Origin of the sequence: Indibacter alkaliphilus LW1 (assembly GCF_000295935.2) — a bacterium.
GTDB lineage: Bacteria > Bacteroidota > Bacteroidia > Cytophagales > Cyclobacteriaceae > Indibacter > Indibacter alkaliphilus.
Window position 1 is genome coordinate 39,226 of the sequence record NZ_ALWO02000023.1, and the last position, 16,319, is coordinate 55,544.

The window sequence follows — 16,319 nt, forward strand, 5'->3', positions numbered from 1 at the left end:
AAAAAAATTGATTAAGTTTAACAAATTTAAAAATCTATTTATCATGAATTTCAAAAGATTGATCAGTAAAACTCTTGGGGTTTCATTGGCTGCAGTTTTATTATCATGTTCATCAAATGATACTGCACCACTAAGTATGTCTCCGATCATACCCCTTCCGGTTTCAATTGTAGATGCTGACGGTGCTTTTAAAATCGGCTCAACTACAAAAATTGCTTATTCAGGAAACGCCCTAAATGAAGTACAAAAGTTTTCTGAATCCATAAAAAGCCTTACGGGACTAGGCTTGGAGATCGAAGAAGGGGCTACAAGTGATGCTATTATTTTTGCAATAGAAGCAAATGCATCTTCGAATGCAGAAGGCTATAAAATTGATATCAACACTGAGCGGGTTTTGATATCGGCACCAACCGAGGCGGGGCTTTACTGGGGTGCCCAGACATTTTTGCAGGTAATCCCGGCAGATGGAACAGATTCAGGTCTTAATCCAAAGTTTGCAGTTTCTGCGGGTACCATAGAAGATTATCCTGAATATGAATATAGAGGTATGATGCTGGATGTTGCCCGACACTTTTTTCCGGTATCTGAAGTGAAGCATCTTATTGACAATATATCGACTTATAAAATCAACCACCTTCACCTCCACTTATCTGATGATCAAGGTTGGAGAATTGAAATCAAATCTTGGCCCCTATTAACGGAAATAGGAGGTAGCACACAAGTTGGTGGTGGGGCAGGAGGCTTTTATACACAAGAAGATTACAAGGAAATTGTAAGGTATGCCGCAGAGAGACACATGGTGATTGTTCCTGAAATTGATATGCCGGGACACACCAATTCTGCTTTGGCGGCCTATGGAGAGCTGAACCCTGGAATTAAAGTGCCAGATGATGGTGCCGTACCTACCGAAAGAACACAAATGGGAGTTGCAGGGCAACCAACACCACTTTACACAGGAAGGGATGTTGGATTTAGTACTTTGGATACTGATAAGCCTGTTACTTATAAGTTTATTGAAGATGTGATCAGGGAAATTTCAGAAATCACTCCAGGCCCCTATTTCCATATTGGAGGAGATGAGTCCCATGTGACAGCAATGGAAGATTATGTACCGTTCATTGAAAAAGCACAGGCCATTGTGGCAAAGTACGGTAAAAAATCCCTTGGATGGGATGAAGTGGCTCATGCAGAGCTCTTACCCAATACTGTTGTACAATATTGGGCCAAGGCAGAGAATGCTATTATGGGCATAGAGCAAGGTGCTAAAGTCCTGATTTCTCCTGCTGTTAGGACATATTTGGACATGAAATATGACTCTACGACGCATATCGGCCTAAATTGGGCTGCTTATATTGAATTGGATGAAGCTTATAATTGGGATCCTACTACCCTGGAAGAAGAAATCAAAAGAGAGCATATAGTAGGAGTGGAGGCGCCACTTTGGACAGAAACAGTAGTTACGAGAGACGATATAGAATTTCTGACTTTTCCAAGATTAGCGGCTGTAGCTGAAGTGGCATGGACTCCAATAGAAAAAAGAAATTGGGAAGATTTCTCTAAAAGGATAAAGTATCATGGAGTCCTTTGGGAAAATTCAGGGGTTAACTTTTACAGGTCCCCAAAAATAGACTGGTGATCTTTTAGATGGTTTAAAAAGGCGGAATCGGATACATTCCGCCTTTTTTCATTCTGGAGAATCTCTTGTCTTTTCCGAAAAATGCGCTTAATATGCTATTTCAATTTTAAACAGAAATATGGGAGAATTTATCATCAGCTTTAGTAACTGGATCTGGGATACCCCCATGCTTATCTTATTGATGGGTGGGGGATTTATTTTATTTGCCTATTCGGGCCTTTTACCTTTTCGAAGACTTGGACATGCCATCAAGTTGGTCAGTGGAAAATATGATGACCAAAATTTACCCGGTCAAATCAGTTCAAGACAAGCATTGTCAGCAGCTATCGCAGCCACCGTCGGGTTGGGAAATATTTCAGGGGTAGCCATAGCGATTAACATGGGAGGTCCTGGAGCCATTTTCTGGATGTGGATGTCTGCATTTGTAGGAATGGCGACCAAATATTTTTCTTGTAGTCTTTCCATTATGTATAGGGGAAAAGATGATTCAGGAGAAGTTCAGGGTGGTCCCATGTATGTGATTGAAGAGGGAATGGGCAAGAAGTGGAAGCCATTGGCGATCCTATTTTCTGTAGCCGGTGTATTAGGACTCTTGGCTATTTTTCAAGCTAATCAGTTGACTGCAGTTTTGAGAACAGTATTGCTGATGCCCAATGGTTTGGATAATGGAGAGACTACCAAATGGATTTTGGGGATTTCCATGATGCTGATTGTTGCAATTGTAATCCTGGGAGGAATCAAAAGAATTGCCTTGGTCGCATCGAGACTGGTGCCATTCATGGTAGGTCTGTATTTTGTTGCTGTGGTAATGATTATGATCCAATATATAGGAGATGTACCCAATATGCTTTTGTTGATCATCAAAGACGCATTCACAGGAGATGCAGCAATGGGTGGAGCTGTGGGCGCAGTGATTGTAATTGGAGCCAGAAGGGCAGCATTTTCTAATGAGGCTGGAATTGGTACAGCTCCAATGGTACACGGGGCATCTAAAAATAATGAACCTGTCAGAGAGGGGCTGATTGCCATGCTAGGTCCTTTTATTGACACAGTTGTAGTCTGTACGCTTACTGCCTTGGTGATCTTATTGACAGGAGTATGGCAAAGTACAGATAATGATGGGGTAAGACTTACTTTGTCCGCTTTTGAAATGGCACTTCCAGGTTTTGGGAAATATGTCCTGATGTTGGCTGTTCTTGTTTTTGCACTGTCCACCATGTTTACTTATTCTTATTACGGGCACAAATGTTTCAATTACCTTTTTGGCTCCAAAAAGGCTGATTATTACAATTATTTCTACTTGGTGACTATTGTCGCTGGAGCTGTAGTGTCTCTGGAAGTAGTGGTTAGTTTTATTGACGGTATGTACGCCATCATGGCAATCCCTACCATGATTTCCACCATTTATTTAGCTCCAAAAGTCAAAGCGGCTACCACAGATTATTTCCGAAGAATGAAAGAAAAAGAAACTGTCTGAAAATGAATGTTCTTATCGCTCCCAATGCATTTAAAGGAACCATAGAGGCTGATGAGGCTGCAGAAATCATTGCTGAAGGTATCAAAAAAAAGTACCCTCAAGCCAATTTAAAGTTATGTCCTATTGCTGATGGGGGAGACGGGACTTGTTACTTGTTGGGGAAAGCTCTTGGTTTACAAAAGTTTGATTTGGTCTGCTTGAATCCAATTGGCAGGCCAGTCAAAGGCTTTTTCTTTTTCAATCCAAGTACCAAAACAGCGCTGATCGATGTGTCTACAGTATCAGGAATCAAATATCTGAAAGAAACTGAAAAACAAGCTTGGTTAGCTTCGAGCTTTGGAACTGGGGAATTGGTGAAAGCTGCAGTTGCTCAGGGAGCGGAACATATTGTACTTGGCCTTGGAGGTTCTGCAAGTATTGATTTGGGTTTGGGAATTTTAGGAGGCTTGGGATATGTTTTTTTGGATGAACATGGGCGTCAGATTCCTTTCTTTTCGGAAAGATTTATTTCAAAAATAGCCCATATCCAAGCGCCTATTGTCAATTATAAAATCCGGTTTACCATTCTTTGCGATGTGGAAAATACATTTTTTGGGCAAAATGGGGCAATACCTGTGTTTGGTCCTCAAAAGGGCTTAAATCAAACTGAAATCCCAAATTACCTGAAGGCAAGTGAATATGTATTGAAGCTGCTTGGTAAAAAAGCTGGGGTGGTGGTTCAGGACAAAAAGGGTTTTGGTGCTGCAGGAGGGATAGCTTTTGGTTTGTCTTTTTTCTTTCCAATCCAAATCAAAATGGGAGCCAATTGGTTTTTCAATGAACTAAAGATAGATTCTCTTGTAAAATGGTCTGATGTGGTCATTACCGGAGAGGGTAAATACGACAGCCAATCGGAGGGAGGCAAAGGCAGTTTTGAATTGCTCCAATTGGTGAAACGTTTACAAAAACACTGCATTTTGATTACTTCAGGAAATGATGCAGTAAGAGCCGGTTTTGATCAATTGGTCAAATTACAACCTTTAGACTTTAGCCAAAATGATTTTCTAGATAATGCTAAATCTAACCTCGAAGAAGCCGTTTCTACCATCAAGCTTGTCTGAATCGTTTTAAAACCATTCTTTTTTCATATTGATAGTAACCTTCTCTTCAGAAAGCAGGCGAGTGGAAAGGCTTCCAATTTTTACCAGCTCATATTCAAAGTAATAATTCATGCACATTATCTTCCCTTGGTAAAAATCCTTTTCCAAATCTTCAGATTGCAGTTTTTGAGCTGCAATAGTTGCCTGTTTAAGCCATTGCCAGCCGATAACCAAGATCCCCATCATTTCCAAAAATAGCGTAGCGTCTGATAAAAATGCTTCCATATCCTTTCCCGCTTTGGGCAATAATGTATCAATTACTTCTTGGGTCCTTTTAAGGTAATTTTCCAGCATAATCGTTTTGGACACAAGAGAAGGTATAGCTTTTGCTGCAGCGATGCTTTCAATTATCTCTCTCAATAAAAGCTTTAGAGCTTTACCATTCTGAGTAAGCACTTTTCTTCCCAAAAGATCCATGCCATGTATTCCGGTAGTGCCTTCATGGATCGGATGGATTCTGGCCTCTCGATAATATTGCTCAATCGGAAAGTCTGTGGTGTATCCTGCGCCTCCAAGGACCTGTACTGCAGCTGAAGTACTTAGGCAACACATTTCCGAGGGGTAAGACTTGGCAATTGGGGTGAGTAAATCCAGTAGCAAACCAAAATCCTCTTTCTGATCTCCTTTTTCTACATGCACCAAATCACTAAGTTTTGCACAATACAACAAGAGAGAAAGTGAACCTTCTATAACTGATTTTTGGAATAACAGCATGCGTTTGACATCGGCATGCTCAATAATCGGTATTTGGGGCAATGAGGGGTCCTTTTGTGATAATTTTCTTCCTTGAGGCCTTTCGTTGGCATAACTTAGTGAAGCATGATAAGCAGCAGTTCCAATCGCACAGGCATTCATGCCTACACCGACTCTTGCTTCATTCATCATCTGAAACATGTAACTCAATCCTTTATTCGCTTCACCTACCAAATATCCTTCACATCCATCATCAGATCCTATCATCAAGTGTGCTATAGGAGCCCCTTTGTAACCCATTTTATGATAAATTCCCTGGGTAAGCACATCATTGGGCTGATTGTCAGCAACTCGGTATTTGGGTACCACAAAAAGAGAGATACCTTTCGTTCCCGCGGGAGCATCCACAATTCTGGCAAGCATCAAATGAATGATGTTTTCGCAGGCATCATGGTCACCACAGGATATGTAAATCTTTTGTCCCTTGATTTTGAAAGTACCGTCATGGCTGGTGGGGTAAGCCGTGGTTTGCAGATCGGAAAGAGAACTGCCGGCATCAGGCTCTGTAAGGGCCATTGTTCCTTGCCACTTGCCGGAATACATGTTTGGAGTGAATTTTTCCTTTAGTTCTTTACTTCCAAAAATTCGGATCAGATTCGCTGCTCCTGTAGTGAGAAATGGGTAAACGGATGCGGAATAATTAGCGGCCTGAAAAATGAATCCCGAGGCCTGATAAACAGTATTGGGTAATTGTTGACCACCTTCCTCATAGCTGAATGTTGCGTTGATCCAACCGTCTTCTCCAAACTGGCGGATTATTTTCCGCATACCGGGGTGAACTTTTATCTTGCCATTTTCAAGCTGGGGCTCATTCCTATCCATTTCAGTAAGCAAAGGATACATGGAGTTTTGAGCAATTTTCTCTGCAGCATCTAGGACCAAATCAAACGTTTCCCTTTGATGGTCTGAGAAATATGGATAAGAGATAAGATCTTCAATCTTGTGGTTTTCAAAAAGATGAAAGTAAAGGTCACGCTTGGAGTAAAATGCCATAACTTAAATAAACATGAAGTCTTTCAAGTTATTAAAGTCGAGAGGTATTTCAAATGTTTGTATATAAAAAAAGGCCGGAAAACTAATTCCGACCTAGTGGGCGACACTGTGCAAATTTCGAACCGCTTTACAGAAGATTTTAATAAATTATATGCCCTCCACGAGCATATCCAAACAGTATTAAAGAAGGAGAATAAGCTGGATATAATGGGTAGTCATATGGTTAATACGCACACAAAATATGCTGATGAATTAAAACACACCGGAAACGTCAATCGGCAAATAAAGAAAAAAGGTTCAGCGAAACAGTAGCAATTGATTGCATTTGGGTTGACATATGGCCATAACGAAATGGTAACATTTGATCTAATATGGGTCGACAATATTGCCCAGTTTTTGATTTAATGTCTTGCATCAGTTAGATCAGCTTTGTCTAACTACCTTTTTCATATATTTGTGGTAGTTAAAATTGAGTTTTGCAGCAACAAGTTCATAGTATAATTATGCATGTATTGCTTCTTTTTACTATCTTTCGCATAAATTTACTAAGATATGATGCGTGTCGCTGATTTTGTGGAAAATTGCCTGGCATATGAACAATATGCTTTTTCCTGGGATGAATTAAAAGTCAAAATACCCAAAACTGATGTAGCATTACGACACGAATTGGGACGTCTTTCCAAAAAGAAAGAGATTCTTGCACTTCGTCAGGGGTTTTATCTGATCCTTCCTCCTCGATACAAAGGATTCGGCAAACTACCATTGGAGTTTTATGTTGAAGAGTTGTTCAAATTCTTAGATAAGCCTTATTATATCGCTTTTTTTTCAGCAGCAGCTTTTCATGGCGCAAGTCATCAACAAGTTCAACAGAGCTATCTTATGACAAAAATCCCTAACCTTCGGGACATTAAAAAAGGGAATATCTATCTGAGCATTTCAGCCACAAGTAAATGGCCAAACAAAAACATTCAGCAAAGAAAATCTGATGCCGGCATCTTTAATATTTCCTCACCGGCACTTACAGCTATTGACCTCATCCATTATCAATCTAAGATGGGAGGGTTAAACAGAATTCTGGCCATTCTAGAAGAATTAGCTGAGTCTATGACTCCAGAAGATATCCAGGAGTTACTCCAGTGGTACCCCCATACCAGCTCCATACAACGGCTAGGATTCTTATTTCAAGAGTTGCAATCTGATCGGGTTCTATTGGATCCATTAGAAAAGTATTTTATTGGTAAAAATTACTTCCCGGTGTTGCTGTGTCCTGATAAAGATAAAAAACCCGGAAGAGTCGATAATATGTGGAAAGTAGTTAGGAACATTGAATTGGAAAGTGATTTATGATTCCCAGGCCCCATATAGCAAAATGGAGGGATCAAGCTCCCTGGACTACCAATGAGCAGGTAGAACAAGATCTGATTATATCCAGAGCATTGGTAGCACTTTTCTCTGATGAATTCCTAAGCGAAAATCTGGCATTCCGTGGGGGTACCGCACTACACAAACTCTACCTGAATCCGGCTCCAAGATATTCAGAGGACATTGACTTAGTCCAAATCAAAGAAGGTCCGATCAAGCCTATCCTACAGAGAATAGATAAAGTCATTACCTTTTTTGAAGAAGATAGAGTGGTTAAGCCCAAAGCCAACAATAACACGCTGCTTTATCGCTTCAATTCTGAATATTCACCAGAAGTTCGGTTGAGACTAAAGATAGAGATCAATTGCCGGGAGCATTTCAATCTGCTTGGATGGAATTCATTTCCATTTTCTGTATCAAATGAATGGTTTACAATGGGGAGTAACATTACCACATATCATTTAGATGAACTTCTGGGAACCAAGTTCCGGGCACTCTACCAACGTAAGAAGGGCAGGGATTTGTTTGATCTCTACTATGCCGGCCAACACGCAAAGTTGGATTATGACAAAATCATCCATTGTTACAATGCGTACATGAAGTTCGTGGTGGGCACGCCGCCTAGCCAAAAGGAATTCCTGCTCAACATGGAGCTAAAGAAAAAGTCAGCACAGTTTTCGGGAGATATGGAGGGACTTCTCAACCCGAATCTGAAATATGACCAGGAGGAGGCTTTTGAGTGGTTGTTTGATGAATTGGTACAAAGACTTTAAACCATTCTGGCATGGATAAGAAAGCTGAGCTAAATAGACTGTTTCGTTTAATCCAAAAATAAAAAAGCCCTCCGTATTGAATACGAAGGGCATCTGTGGGCCCACCTGGGCTCGAACCAGGGACTTTCTGATTATGAGTCAGATACTCTAACCAGCTGAGTTATAGGCCCGGTTTTTTTAAGCATTTGACCTTGCTTTTGGGACTGCAATGTTACATATTTGGTTTTAATTTTACAACTTGAATTCAAATGAAAAAACTGGATAATATTGATTTTTTGATCTTTGATTTAGGAAACGTAATCATCGACATAGATTATGATTTCAGTATCAGAGAGTTGAAAAAAATACTCCCTGAACAAAAACATGACCTTGCCCCACAATTTTTCACCTCTACTTTTCATAAGCAGTATGAAAAGGGTGAAATCAGCAATGGGGAGTTTCGGGATGCAGTCAGAGAATTGTACCGCGAAAACTGGACTGATAGCCAAATAGACCATGTTTGGAACAGTCTTTTGATCAATATTCCCAATGAGAGACTGGACTTATTGGATTCCCTGAGAAGTAAATTCAAAACTGCTATTTTGAGCAATACCAATGACATTCATATTGTAAAATTCAATCAGATGTTGAGTGAAGTTTCAGAACTAAATTCCATCTATGATTTATGTGACGATGTTTTTTTAAGCCATGAAATGGGGCTTGCAAAACCAGATACAGCTATTTATAAAAAAGTTTTGTCCTCATTAAATGCTGATGCCGAAAAAACTATTTTCTTTGATGATCTTGAAGCCAATGTGAAAGGGGCCCAAAAAACCGGAATGAATGCTGTACAAATTACCCATCCAAAGGCGCTGATTGAATTTTTTGTAGATGTACAATAAAAAAGAGTATCTCCGGCATGCGCTTTTATTTATAGCGACTGTCATAACAGCCACTTTTGCAGGAGGTGAGTGGCTTTTTGGCCGGTCAATATTGGGTAAGGAGGAGCATTTTCTCAATTGGGAATATTTTCTAAAGTCCCTGCATTTTTCCATTCCGTTTATAGGAATACTCTTGATACATGAATTGGGGCATTTATTTGCATCCATTCACCATAATGTGAAATCTTCCCTTCCTTATTTTATTCCAGGCTGGTTGGGTTTCTTAAGCGCTCCTTCCATAGGTACTTTTGGTGCTGTCATTCAGGTAAAGAGTTACATTCAGAGCCGTAAAAAGTTTTTTGATATTGGAATTGCAGGACCATTAGCCGGATTTGTCATTGCGCTAGGGGTGCTTTATTACGGTTTCACCAATCTGCCAGATGCAGATTATATATATCAAATACATCCAGAATATCTTGATCCTGAATTTGAAGGGCATTCTCCTGAAGATGGGTATATTAGTTTGGAAATAGGTTATAATCTTCTTTTTTGGGGAATGGAAAAAGTGTTTGCTGATCCTGAAAAGATGCCCGTAATGTCTGAAATTATTCACTTCCCATATTTATTTGCAGGATATTTGGCCTTGTTTTTCACTGCTTTGAATTTGCTGCCTATTGGGCAGTTGGATGGAGGACACATTATTTTCGGACTTTTTCCCAGAAAGCATAGAATAATTTCCCTTGTGGCTTATACCGCCTTTATGTTTTATGCAGGTTTAGGCATTATCAACCCTTTCCAATCAGTCAATGAACTTTTGATCAGGATTCCTTTATATATTGGATTTCTGTATATCTGTTACCGAAGGGTAGAGCTTAGCACTCAGTCAAAATGGGCATTGATTCTGTTGATAGTGGCTACCCAGTACTCCATAGTGAATATCTGGCCTGGGGTGGAGGGCTATGCAGGTTGGCTGCTCTTTGGCTTGCTCTTGGGAAGGTTTATGGGGGTTGACCACCCTGAAGTAAGTGGCTATAAAAAATTGGATCGGAACAGACAGATTTTAGGCTGGATTGCAATCTTGATATTTTTGCTTTGCTTTACGCCGCAACCCTTTATAATGGAATAAAAAAGCCCTTTGATCAAGGGCCTTTTTGTATGATTGATATGAAGATTAATTAACCTTCCTCTTCTTCCATGCTACGGTAGGCCATGATACCTCCAAGAAGGTTTCTGACTTTGGAAAAACCCTTAGTTTCCAAAAACTTTTTGGCATTCCCACTTCTAGCTCCTGATCGGCATTGCATGACGATTTCTTGGTCCTTATAGCTTTCTAATTCTTCCAGTTCATGAGGTAATTGGGCAAGAGGGATATTTTTGGCTCCAAGATTGTCTTCTTCATACTCCCATTCCTCCCTGACATCGATAAAAAGAAACTCATCTCCATTTTGAAGTTTTTCCCTTAATTCTGATACTGTAATATCTTCCATGTTATTATCTGACTAGTATTCTTTTAGAAATAGATTTTTCTCCCTGCAAAAGTTTTAATACATAAACACCTTTCTGCAGTCCTGTAAAATTAATAATTTTTACTTCTGAATCTGATTCTAATGGCAAATTCAGTTCTCTTCCATAAGGATCAACTATATTGATGGCATCTGTATCACCTTCTATGAAAAGCCTTTCAGTAACAGGGTTGGGATATATCCTTAGCTTGCTTTCTTCATCTTCGGACTCTTCTTCTACAATAGGGGTCTGGCTAAGGTGAACACGGATCATCAATGATCCTTCTACGAGTTCGTTCTGTTGCCAAGGACCTGCTACATTAAAGAAAATTTCCCTGCCATTATCAAAAGTTTTGTCCAAACCTACGTGGATAAAGTCATTGGTAAACTGGGTGAAACCCACAAAGAAAAAATCTGAAACAAGCACATTTTCCTCCAATTCGAAATAGGAAAACTCCTCAACATCTTCTTTTTCCGGAATAAATATCTCCTGTACAAATACAGGGTCTGCCTGCAGGTCTTGCCAGATACTCAAATCAATGATTTGATTGGCTTGACTTTGGTTGGTAAAGTTGATACTGATGCCTTTGATATAAACATTCCCGGAAGATTCAAACCTGTTCACCAAACTCCCTGATCTTTGGTTAATGCCGGCAGAATAGTCCACTTTCCCATCATCATAGGCGAAGTAGTCTCTGAATGAAATGACTGATCTTACGGTATCATTGACCCGTAAATTGATTTCATCGTAGAAAACACTATCTCCATTTACAACCTGGAATAAGTTTAAGTCTCCAGAACTGATATAAGTAGTGATTTCGTAATCGGTTTCTACTTCAGGAAAAGACAAATTTTCTATTTCATTGCTTTCGAAAATCCTTCTTTCCGATCCTAGCGGGACAGGGTTGAAAGGAGTATTGTTGTTTATCCTGTTGATCAGACTATTGTCATTTTTATCCCTGACTTCTATACTGTATTCCATAGCCCTGAATCTATTTTCAAGGTTTTTGAACTCATTGCCAGTTCTGTTCCAAAAACTGCCTTCAATATTGGTAGCCTCGAACAACGGAATTGCAGAATATTTGGAAGTAGGTCTGATGTTGTCTTGAGTAAGTGCTCTATCAGGATAAAATATGTCGTTGGTACTTCTGTTTTTATTAAGATAAACATAGTCTATTAGCCAACTGTCAAAAGGTCCTGAAGCTCTACCACTGATCTGAAATCTGAATTGAAAATTTTCATGTTGAAAATCAGGTCCGACCTGTATCATTTCTTGGGTAAAAAAGAATTGCTCTGCCGGGAGGTCTCCTGCCATTTCCCAAACAGAAATCCAGTTGTCAAGTGTGTCCCTAAAGAAAAGTGTGATATTATCGTTGAAGTCCGGCATTTCGGCTTTGCCTCCGGCTTGCCAAAAAAAACTTAAAAACACAGTATTGGACTCTTCTTCTGAAATTCCTGATAAGTCTATTACTCTTGAATTGATCGCGTCTGTTAATCCCTGTTCTACCAAAACATTGGAGTAGGGTCTACCTCTCTCATCCACTCCATCCAGCAAAAGGACTCCAAGTGTAGGAGCTGCATTGCCTACAGTAAAAGATTGAGTAGCGCCCTCATTGATCCATTTGGTACTGTCAATTCCTCGGGTCGAAAAATCATCCCAAAACGGTAAACTCAATTTTTCTTCCAATTGTCTATGAAGATTGGACTCTATATCGCCTTTCTTTTTGTGAACAGGAGTTGGAAGTTGCTGGAATTGAGCAAAGGCAGATTGTTCTATGCCGATTAAAAGCATGAGCAGGATACATATGAATATGTTTCCTTTGGCCTGCATACTAGAAGTTTGAGTTTCTGCTAAGATCTGAGATCCAAACCTCTATAGGGTCACCAGTTCTGACTTCAGCACCGGCAGGAGGATTTTGTAGGATAATTGTTCCCTGAGGGACTGAGTCAGTTTGAACATAATTGATATTTCCCATTCTAAGTCCGGATCCTATTATCAAAAACTCCCCATCTACTTCATCCATACCAATTAGATTCGGCACATCTAATATTTGATTTCCAAGACCATCCCCAACTACTAGGTCGATTTGGGAACCTTTGGGTATTTCAAAACCTTCCCGTATACTTCTGCCTCTGTATTTTTGCTCCAAGACTACATTGATCCCAATGTCAGGAACATAGACGATTTCTCCACGGACCAAACCTATGTTGGCGATGATTTCCTGAGCATTTTTCAAGGGACTGTTTACAAGATTTGGCATTTTAATCAAAGGCGCATTTTTGGCATTGAGGGTAATATAAATTTTTCTGCCGTTTTTTACCTTATTTCCTGCTTTGGGGTTTTGTTTCAAAACTGAAAGAGGTTTTAATTCATTATTGAAACCACTATCCAAGGTAATTTCATAACGTAGATTTCTTTCTTTAAGAAAATCATCCAATTGCTCAAACTCATAACCTTCCAGGTCTGGTACAGTAACTGTTTGTCCATGATTGGTATATGATGGAAGAAAAACTTTTAGAAACAAGAATGCAAGAGTGATTACTATGGTAATCACCAATGCAAGGTGAATAGCGATTTTTTTTGAAGCGTCTTTAAACTTGCTCATGCAAAAAGGATATTTTTTGACTAACGAATAAAGGTAGAATTAATTTATAATTTGTTTGGCAAATCTATCAATAAGCCGACAAGAAATCAGCCAATTTGTTTTAAAAAAGGAAAAGCCTGAAAACAAAATGTGCTTTCAGGCTTTTTTTGACTCTCTTTGACATCAGTGAATGATCAAACGTCTCGTTTCAGTCACCGAATTGCTGGTGATTTTTACAACAAAAAGACCTTTGGAAAATAAATCTGTACTGAAGGTATAGGTTTGGTTCAAAGTATTTGGATAATCCACATCATGAACCAATTGACCAGTGGCGGAGGTAATTTGAATATTTACATTTTCAAAGGTGTTGAAGTTAAACACAATATTGAAGTAATCTCTGGCAGGATTTGGGTATATGACCGTATTGCCCAAACCAGGGTCTACAGGTTCAGGATTAGCAGAAAGGAATAGTTCAATATTATTGATATAGGCCGTGCTGTTCGTTTCTGAAGTATTTTCCAGGACAATGGCAACACGAACTGACCTTTCACCTGCGTAATCAGTAAGATTAACATATTGCCTATCGAAATCTTCCCTTTGGTTTGGGTTAGCTTCAGGAGAACCTGAAGTATTCAAATCAGAACCATTTTTTCGGAATACTTCTATGTAGTTGGTACCACCATCTTTACTGGCAAGTACTTTTAATCTTGTGTTTTCGGCTATTTGCCCTGATGCAAAATCGAAGAATAAAGCGGCCTGTCTGTTTTCTGATAAATCAAAAAGAGGTGAACCTATCCAATAGGAATTATTTTCACCGCTGTCTTCAAGCCTGACAAGGTTTTCACCCGAATCGCCAGATTGAATAGGGGTAATTTCCCAATTTGTATTGTTTTCTTCAGGATTTACCACAACCCAAGGTGATAAAACAGTGGTGTTGTTGAAGTTTTGTCTGAATGGAACCCGTGATGTATTAGAATTGATCACAACAAACCTTGACAACACATCTGAAGTACCTGGATTTTGATCAAAATTAGGGAAGTCCATAGTATAGGTCAACCTATTCAATCCATCAATAGTTGGACCTAATGGCACATTGACATTGATACTGTCGCCGGGTTGCAGGCCAATACCCCTGCCTATATAAGAAGTGGTAGAGCCATTGCCTAACCTTCGCCTGAAAATAAAGCCATCTACAGGAAGGTTTCCGGTATTGACAGCTCTTATAGTTTCTTGTTCATGGCCACCCGTAGAGATAGGTGTAGGGCTTGTTAGCTCGGTTAATGTAACCCCATACTGATAGATTTCTTCAGGAAGTATTTCAATATCCTTGATATAAAGATTGTTTCCATATCCATTTCTATTGATAAAGGCAATCCTCACATTTCCTAAATCTGCAAAAGGGGCAAGATTTACAATCTCCCTTCTAAATTGGTTTTCCCTAGTTGGCAAAAAGAAATCCAATGTCGGTGATACAGTCTGTAAAAACTGTCTGTCTTTATTATAAGGGGCCGTGGAGATAGGGAAAAGATTTCCACAATCATCAGAAACAGCTATAATCAAATTGTCCCCAAAGCCCTGTGCATTATAAGGCGCATAGGCCATATTGAAGGTCAATTGTGTATTTGGAAATTCACTGAGATTTATTTGTGGAGAAATAAGGAAATCAAGTTGTTCAAATGCCTCATATTCGTAATTTCTGATTTGGATGACTTGTTGGATATTGCCATCTAAAGTAACTTCTCCCACTTCCCAGGTAAGGCTGTCATCTGGATTTCTTATTACCCATAAATCTTCCAAATCTCTGAAAGCAAAGCTGTAAGGTTGGCTAATTGTTGGTTGAAGTTTTGGAAAGGAAACAACAGACCTGCTTACTGTTTCAGGATCATCGACATCGTTGACCCTAATAATATTTGCCTGAAACTCATCTCCATCACCTTGTAATTCTATTGGAGCAAAACTCACAGTAGTAGTATCACCCAATGCAAGATTTAAATTAAAGTCTTTGGTCTCGACTACATTACCATTGAGTAATATTTCAATTCTTGTAAAATTGATAACATTTTCACCTCTGTTTCTTAAAAGTAATTGGGGAATCACAGTCAAATCACACAAAAGGTCAGAAGGATTTAACAACCTGTCAATAGAAAGATTATTGGGGAAAAGAGGTGGTTCTCTAGTAGCTCGTCCATTGACCAAGCTTGCCCTTCTAGGACTGTTAGCGAGCACCACATTGAATCTTTCCACTTGTCCTTGAGTGAAAATATTCATACATGCATCTGTAGTATAGTCCATGTAATTTTCAGACATGTCTCTACTTTCACAAGTGAATCGTGGACTATCTATTCTACAGACGAAGTTAGGTCCGTCCTGATTGGGCGTATCCTCTACAAAATCATCTGCATTGCAATTTCCGTCTCCCCAAATATGCCGCAGACCTAAAAAATGTCCAATTTCGTGAGTAAGCGTTCTTCCCCTGGCATTAGCATTGGCATTTCCTCCTTCCCCAAACCAGGCAGAGGTAACAAACACACCGTCTATTTCTCTTGGGAATACAATAGCTCCTAAGCCAGGTAAATCTGCTAAAGGAGGGCTTGCCCAACCCAGAACGTTACCTGCTATAGGAGCCACCCAGATGTTAAGGTAATCTTCAGCTGGCCAATAGGAAATCTCACTTAATAGCTGAGCATCAGAAATTGCCGTGTAGGTGTTTTTTGTTCCCTGTACCCTAAGAATTCCATCGGTGGGTAAGCCTTCTGGATCTTGTTTGGCCAAAACAAATTCAATATTAGAATCAGCGGCTACTCCCAGAAACTCTTGTGATGTATTGGACGCGTCAGGGTTCTGCCTTCTAAAATCTTCATTTATAATTCTGATTTGATTGAGAATCTGTTCTTCAGGAAGATTTCTGCCAACACCTATTTCCTCACCATTGTGTATTACGTGAACTACCACAGGAATTACCCGGACGTCTTCTTCCATGCTTCTTTGGATAGATGGCGATTTCCTTAAATCATCGACTTTGCCCTGCATCCAAGATTCGAAATATTCTCTGGAACCCACTACTCCGATTCTTTCTTCTATCATTTGTTCCATGTGGACGGCTGCACACTTTTCATCATGGATGTGTTGATACACCTGTCCAAAAAATTGTTGGGCTGAGGCAATGGGAAGACAAAAAAAGAGGAATAAGAGTAAGATTGAACTTACCCTTATTCCTGATTGATTCATTTTTGAATTAA

At 39.6% G+C, this 16,319-nt stretch carries 12 protein-coding genes and 1 tRNA gene; 7 read left to right on the forward strand and 6 right to left on the reverse strand.

The window, feature by feature from the left end; translation table 11 throughout:
• Positions 1-43 precede the first annotated feature (43 nt).
• From A33Q_RS04385 to A33Q_RS04395, 3 genes are all read left to right on the forward strand, one after another.
• Complete coding sequence (locus A33Q_RS04385) at positions 44-1,636, forward strand: beta-N-acetylhexosaminidase (protein WP_016254659.1); 1,593 nt, start codon at positions 44-46, stop codon at positions 1,634-1,636.
• 118 nt (positions 1,637-1,754) lie between these two features.
• Positions 1,755-3,113, forward strand: coding sequence for an alanine/glycine:cation symporter family protein (locus tag A33Q_RS04390; protein WP_009032295.1), 1,359 nt, complete (start codon positions 1,755-1,757; stop codon positions 3,111-3,113).
• 2 nt (positions 3,114-3,115) lie between these two features.
• The gene (locus A33Q_RS04395) at positions 3,116-4,213 is read left to right on the forward strand and encodes a glycerate kinase (protein ID WP_009032296.1); all 1,098 of its coding nucleotides are present in this window, start codon (positions 3,116-3,118) and stop codon (positions 4,211-4,213) included.
• Between the two features lie 6 nt (positions 4,214-4,219).
• On the opposite strand, the gene A33Q_RS04400 is transcribed toward A33Q_RS04395, so the two are convergent.
• On the reverse strand, positions 4,220-5,998 hold the full coding sequence (locus A33Q_RS04400) for an acyl-CoA dehydrogenase (protein ID WP_009032297.1): 1,779 nt from the start codon (positions 5,996-5,998) through the stop codon (positions 4,220-4,222).
• Positions 5,999-6,550: 552 nt separating this feature from the next.
• Between A33Q_RS04400 and A33Q_RS04410 the strand changes: the two genes are divergently transcribed.
• Positions 6,551-7,345 (forward strand): type IV toxin-antitoxin system AbiEi family antitoxin domain-containing protein, encoded by a 795-nt coding sequence (locus A33Q_RS04410; RefSeq protein ID WP_009032299.1) that lies wholly within the window; start codon positions 6,551-6,553, stop codon positions 7,343-7,345.
• Positions 7,342-8,133 carry a nucleotidyl transferase AbiEii/AbiGii toxin family protein gene (locus tag A33Q_RS04415; RefSeq protein ID WP_009032300.1) on the forward strand — a complete coding sequence of 264 codons (792 nt, stop codon included), beginning with the start codon at positions 7,342-7,344 and terminating at the stop codon, positions 8,131-8,133. The genes A33Q_RS04410 and A33Q_RS04415 overlap by 4 nt, the downstream gene beginning before the upstream one ends.
• A 96-nt stretch (positions 8,134-8,229) precedes the next feature.
• Here the strand turns inward: A33Q_RS04415 and A33Q_RS04420 are convergent.
• Positions 8,230-8,303, reverse strand: a tRNA-Ile gene (locus A33Q_RS04420).
• 78 nt (positions 8,304-8,381) lie between these two features.
• Here A33Q_RS04420 and A33Q_RS04425 point away from each other — a divergent pair.
• Complete coding sequence (locus tag A33Q_RS04425; protein WP_009032301.1) at positions 8,382-9,014, forward strand: HAD family hydrolase; 633 nt, start codon at positions 8,382-8,384, stop codon at positions 9,012-9,014.
• Positions 9,004-10,119, forward strand: a complete 1,116-nt coding sequence (locus tag A33Q_RS04430) for a site-2 protease family protein (RefSeq protein WP_009032302.1) — start codon at positions 9,004-9,006, stop codon at positions 10,117-10,119. Before A33Q_RS04425 ends, A33Q_RS04430 begins: the two co-directional genes overlap by 11 nt.
• A gap of 49 nt (positions 10,120-10,168) precedes the next feature.
• Here the strand turns inward: A33Q_RS04430 and A33Q_RS04435 are convergent, their stop codons facing one another.
• From A33Q_RS04435 to A33Q_RS04450, 4 genes are all read right to left on the reverse strand, one after another.
• The gene (locus tag A33Q_RS04435) at positions 10,169-10,480 is read right to left on the reverse strand and encodes a rhodanese-like domain-containing protein (protein WP_009032303.1); all 312 of its coding nucleotides are present in this window, start codon (positions 10,478-10,480) and stop codon (positions 10,169-10,171) included.
• Positions 10,481-10,484: 4 nt separating this feature from the next.
• Positions 10,485-12,326, reverse strand: coding sequence for a T9SS type A sorting domain-containing protein (locus A33Q_RS04440; RefSeq protein WP_009032304.1), 1,842 nt, complete (start codon positions 12,324-12,326; stop codon positions 10,485-10,487).
• Between the two features lies 1 nt (position 12,327).
• Positions 12,328-13,101: a PASTA domain-containing protein gene (locus A33Q_RS04445; RefSeq protein WP_009032305.1), complete on the reverse strand. Its 774-nt coding sequence runs from the start codon at positions 13,099-13,101 to the stop codon at positions 12,328-12,330.
• Between the two features lie 162 nt (positions 13,102-13,263).
• Positions 13,264-16,308: a zinc-dependent metalloprotease gene (locus tag A33Q_RS04450; RefSeq protein WP_040489942.1), complete on the reverse strand. Its 3,045-nt coding sequence runs from the start codon at positions 16,306-16,308 to the stop codon at positions 13,264-13,266.
• Between the last annotated feature and the right edge of the window lie 11 nt (positions 16,309-16,319).

Coding starts and splice junctions, on each gene's coding strand:
- A33Q_RS04400 (WP_009032297.1), bottom strand. CDS start 5,998: ATGGCATTTTACTCCAAGCGTGACCTTTACTTTCATCTTTTTGAAAAC.
- A33Q_RS04440 (WP_009032304.1), bottom strand. CDS start 12,326: ATGCAGGCCAAAGGAAACATATTCATATGTATCCTGCTCATGCTTTTA.
- A33Q_RS04390 (WP_009032295.1), top strand. CDS start 1,755: ATGGGAGAATTTATCATCAGCTTTAGTAACTGGATCTGGGATACCCCC.
- A33Q_RS04450 (WP_040489942.1), bottom strand. CDS start 16,308: ATGAATCAATCAGGAATAAGGGTAAGTTCAATCTTACTCTTATTCCTC.
- A33Q_RS04395 (WP_009032296.1), top strand. CDS start 3,116: ATGAATGTTCTTATCGCTCCCAATGCATTTAAAGGAACCATAGAGGCT.
- A33Q_RS04410 (WP_009032299.1), top strand. CDS start 6,551: ATGATGCGTGTCGCTGATTTTGTGGAAAATTGCCTGGCATATGAACAA.
- A33Q_RS04425 (WP_009032301.1), top strand. CDS start 8,382: ATGAAAAAACTGGATAATATTGATTTTTTGATCTTTGATTTAGGAAAC.
- A33Q_RS04435 (WP_009032303.1), bottom strand. CDS start 10,480: ATGGAAGATATTACAGTATCAGAATTAAGGGAAAAACTTCAAAATGGA.
- A33Q_RS04385 (WP_016254659.1), top strand. CDS start 44: ATGAATTTCAAAAGATTGATCAGTAAAACTCTTGGGGTTTCATTGGCT.
- A33Q_RS04445 (WP_009032305.1), bottom strand. CDS start 13,101: ATGAGCAAGTTTAAAGACGCTTCAAAAAAAATCGCTATTCACCTTGCA.
- A33Q_RS04430 (WP_009032302.1), top strand. CDS start 9,004: ATGTACAATAAAAAAGAGTATCTCCGGCATGCGCTTTTATTTATAGCG.
- A33Q_RS04415 (WP_009032300.1), top strand. CDS start 7,342: ATGATTCCCAGGCCCCATATAGCAAAATGGAGGGATCAAGCTCCCTGG.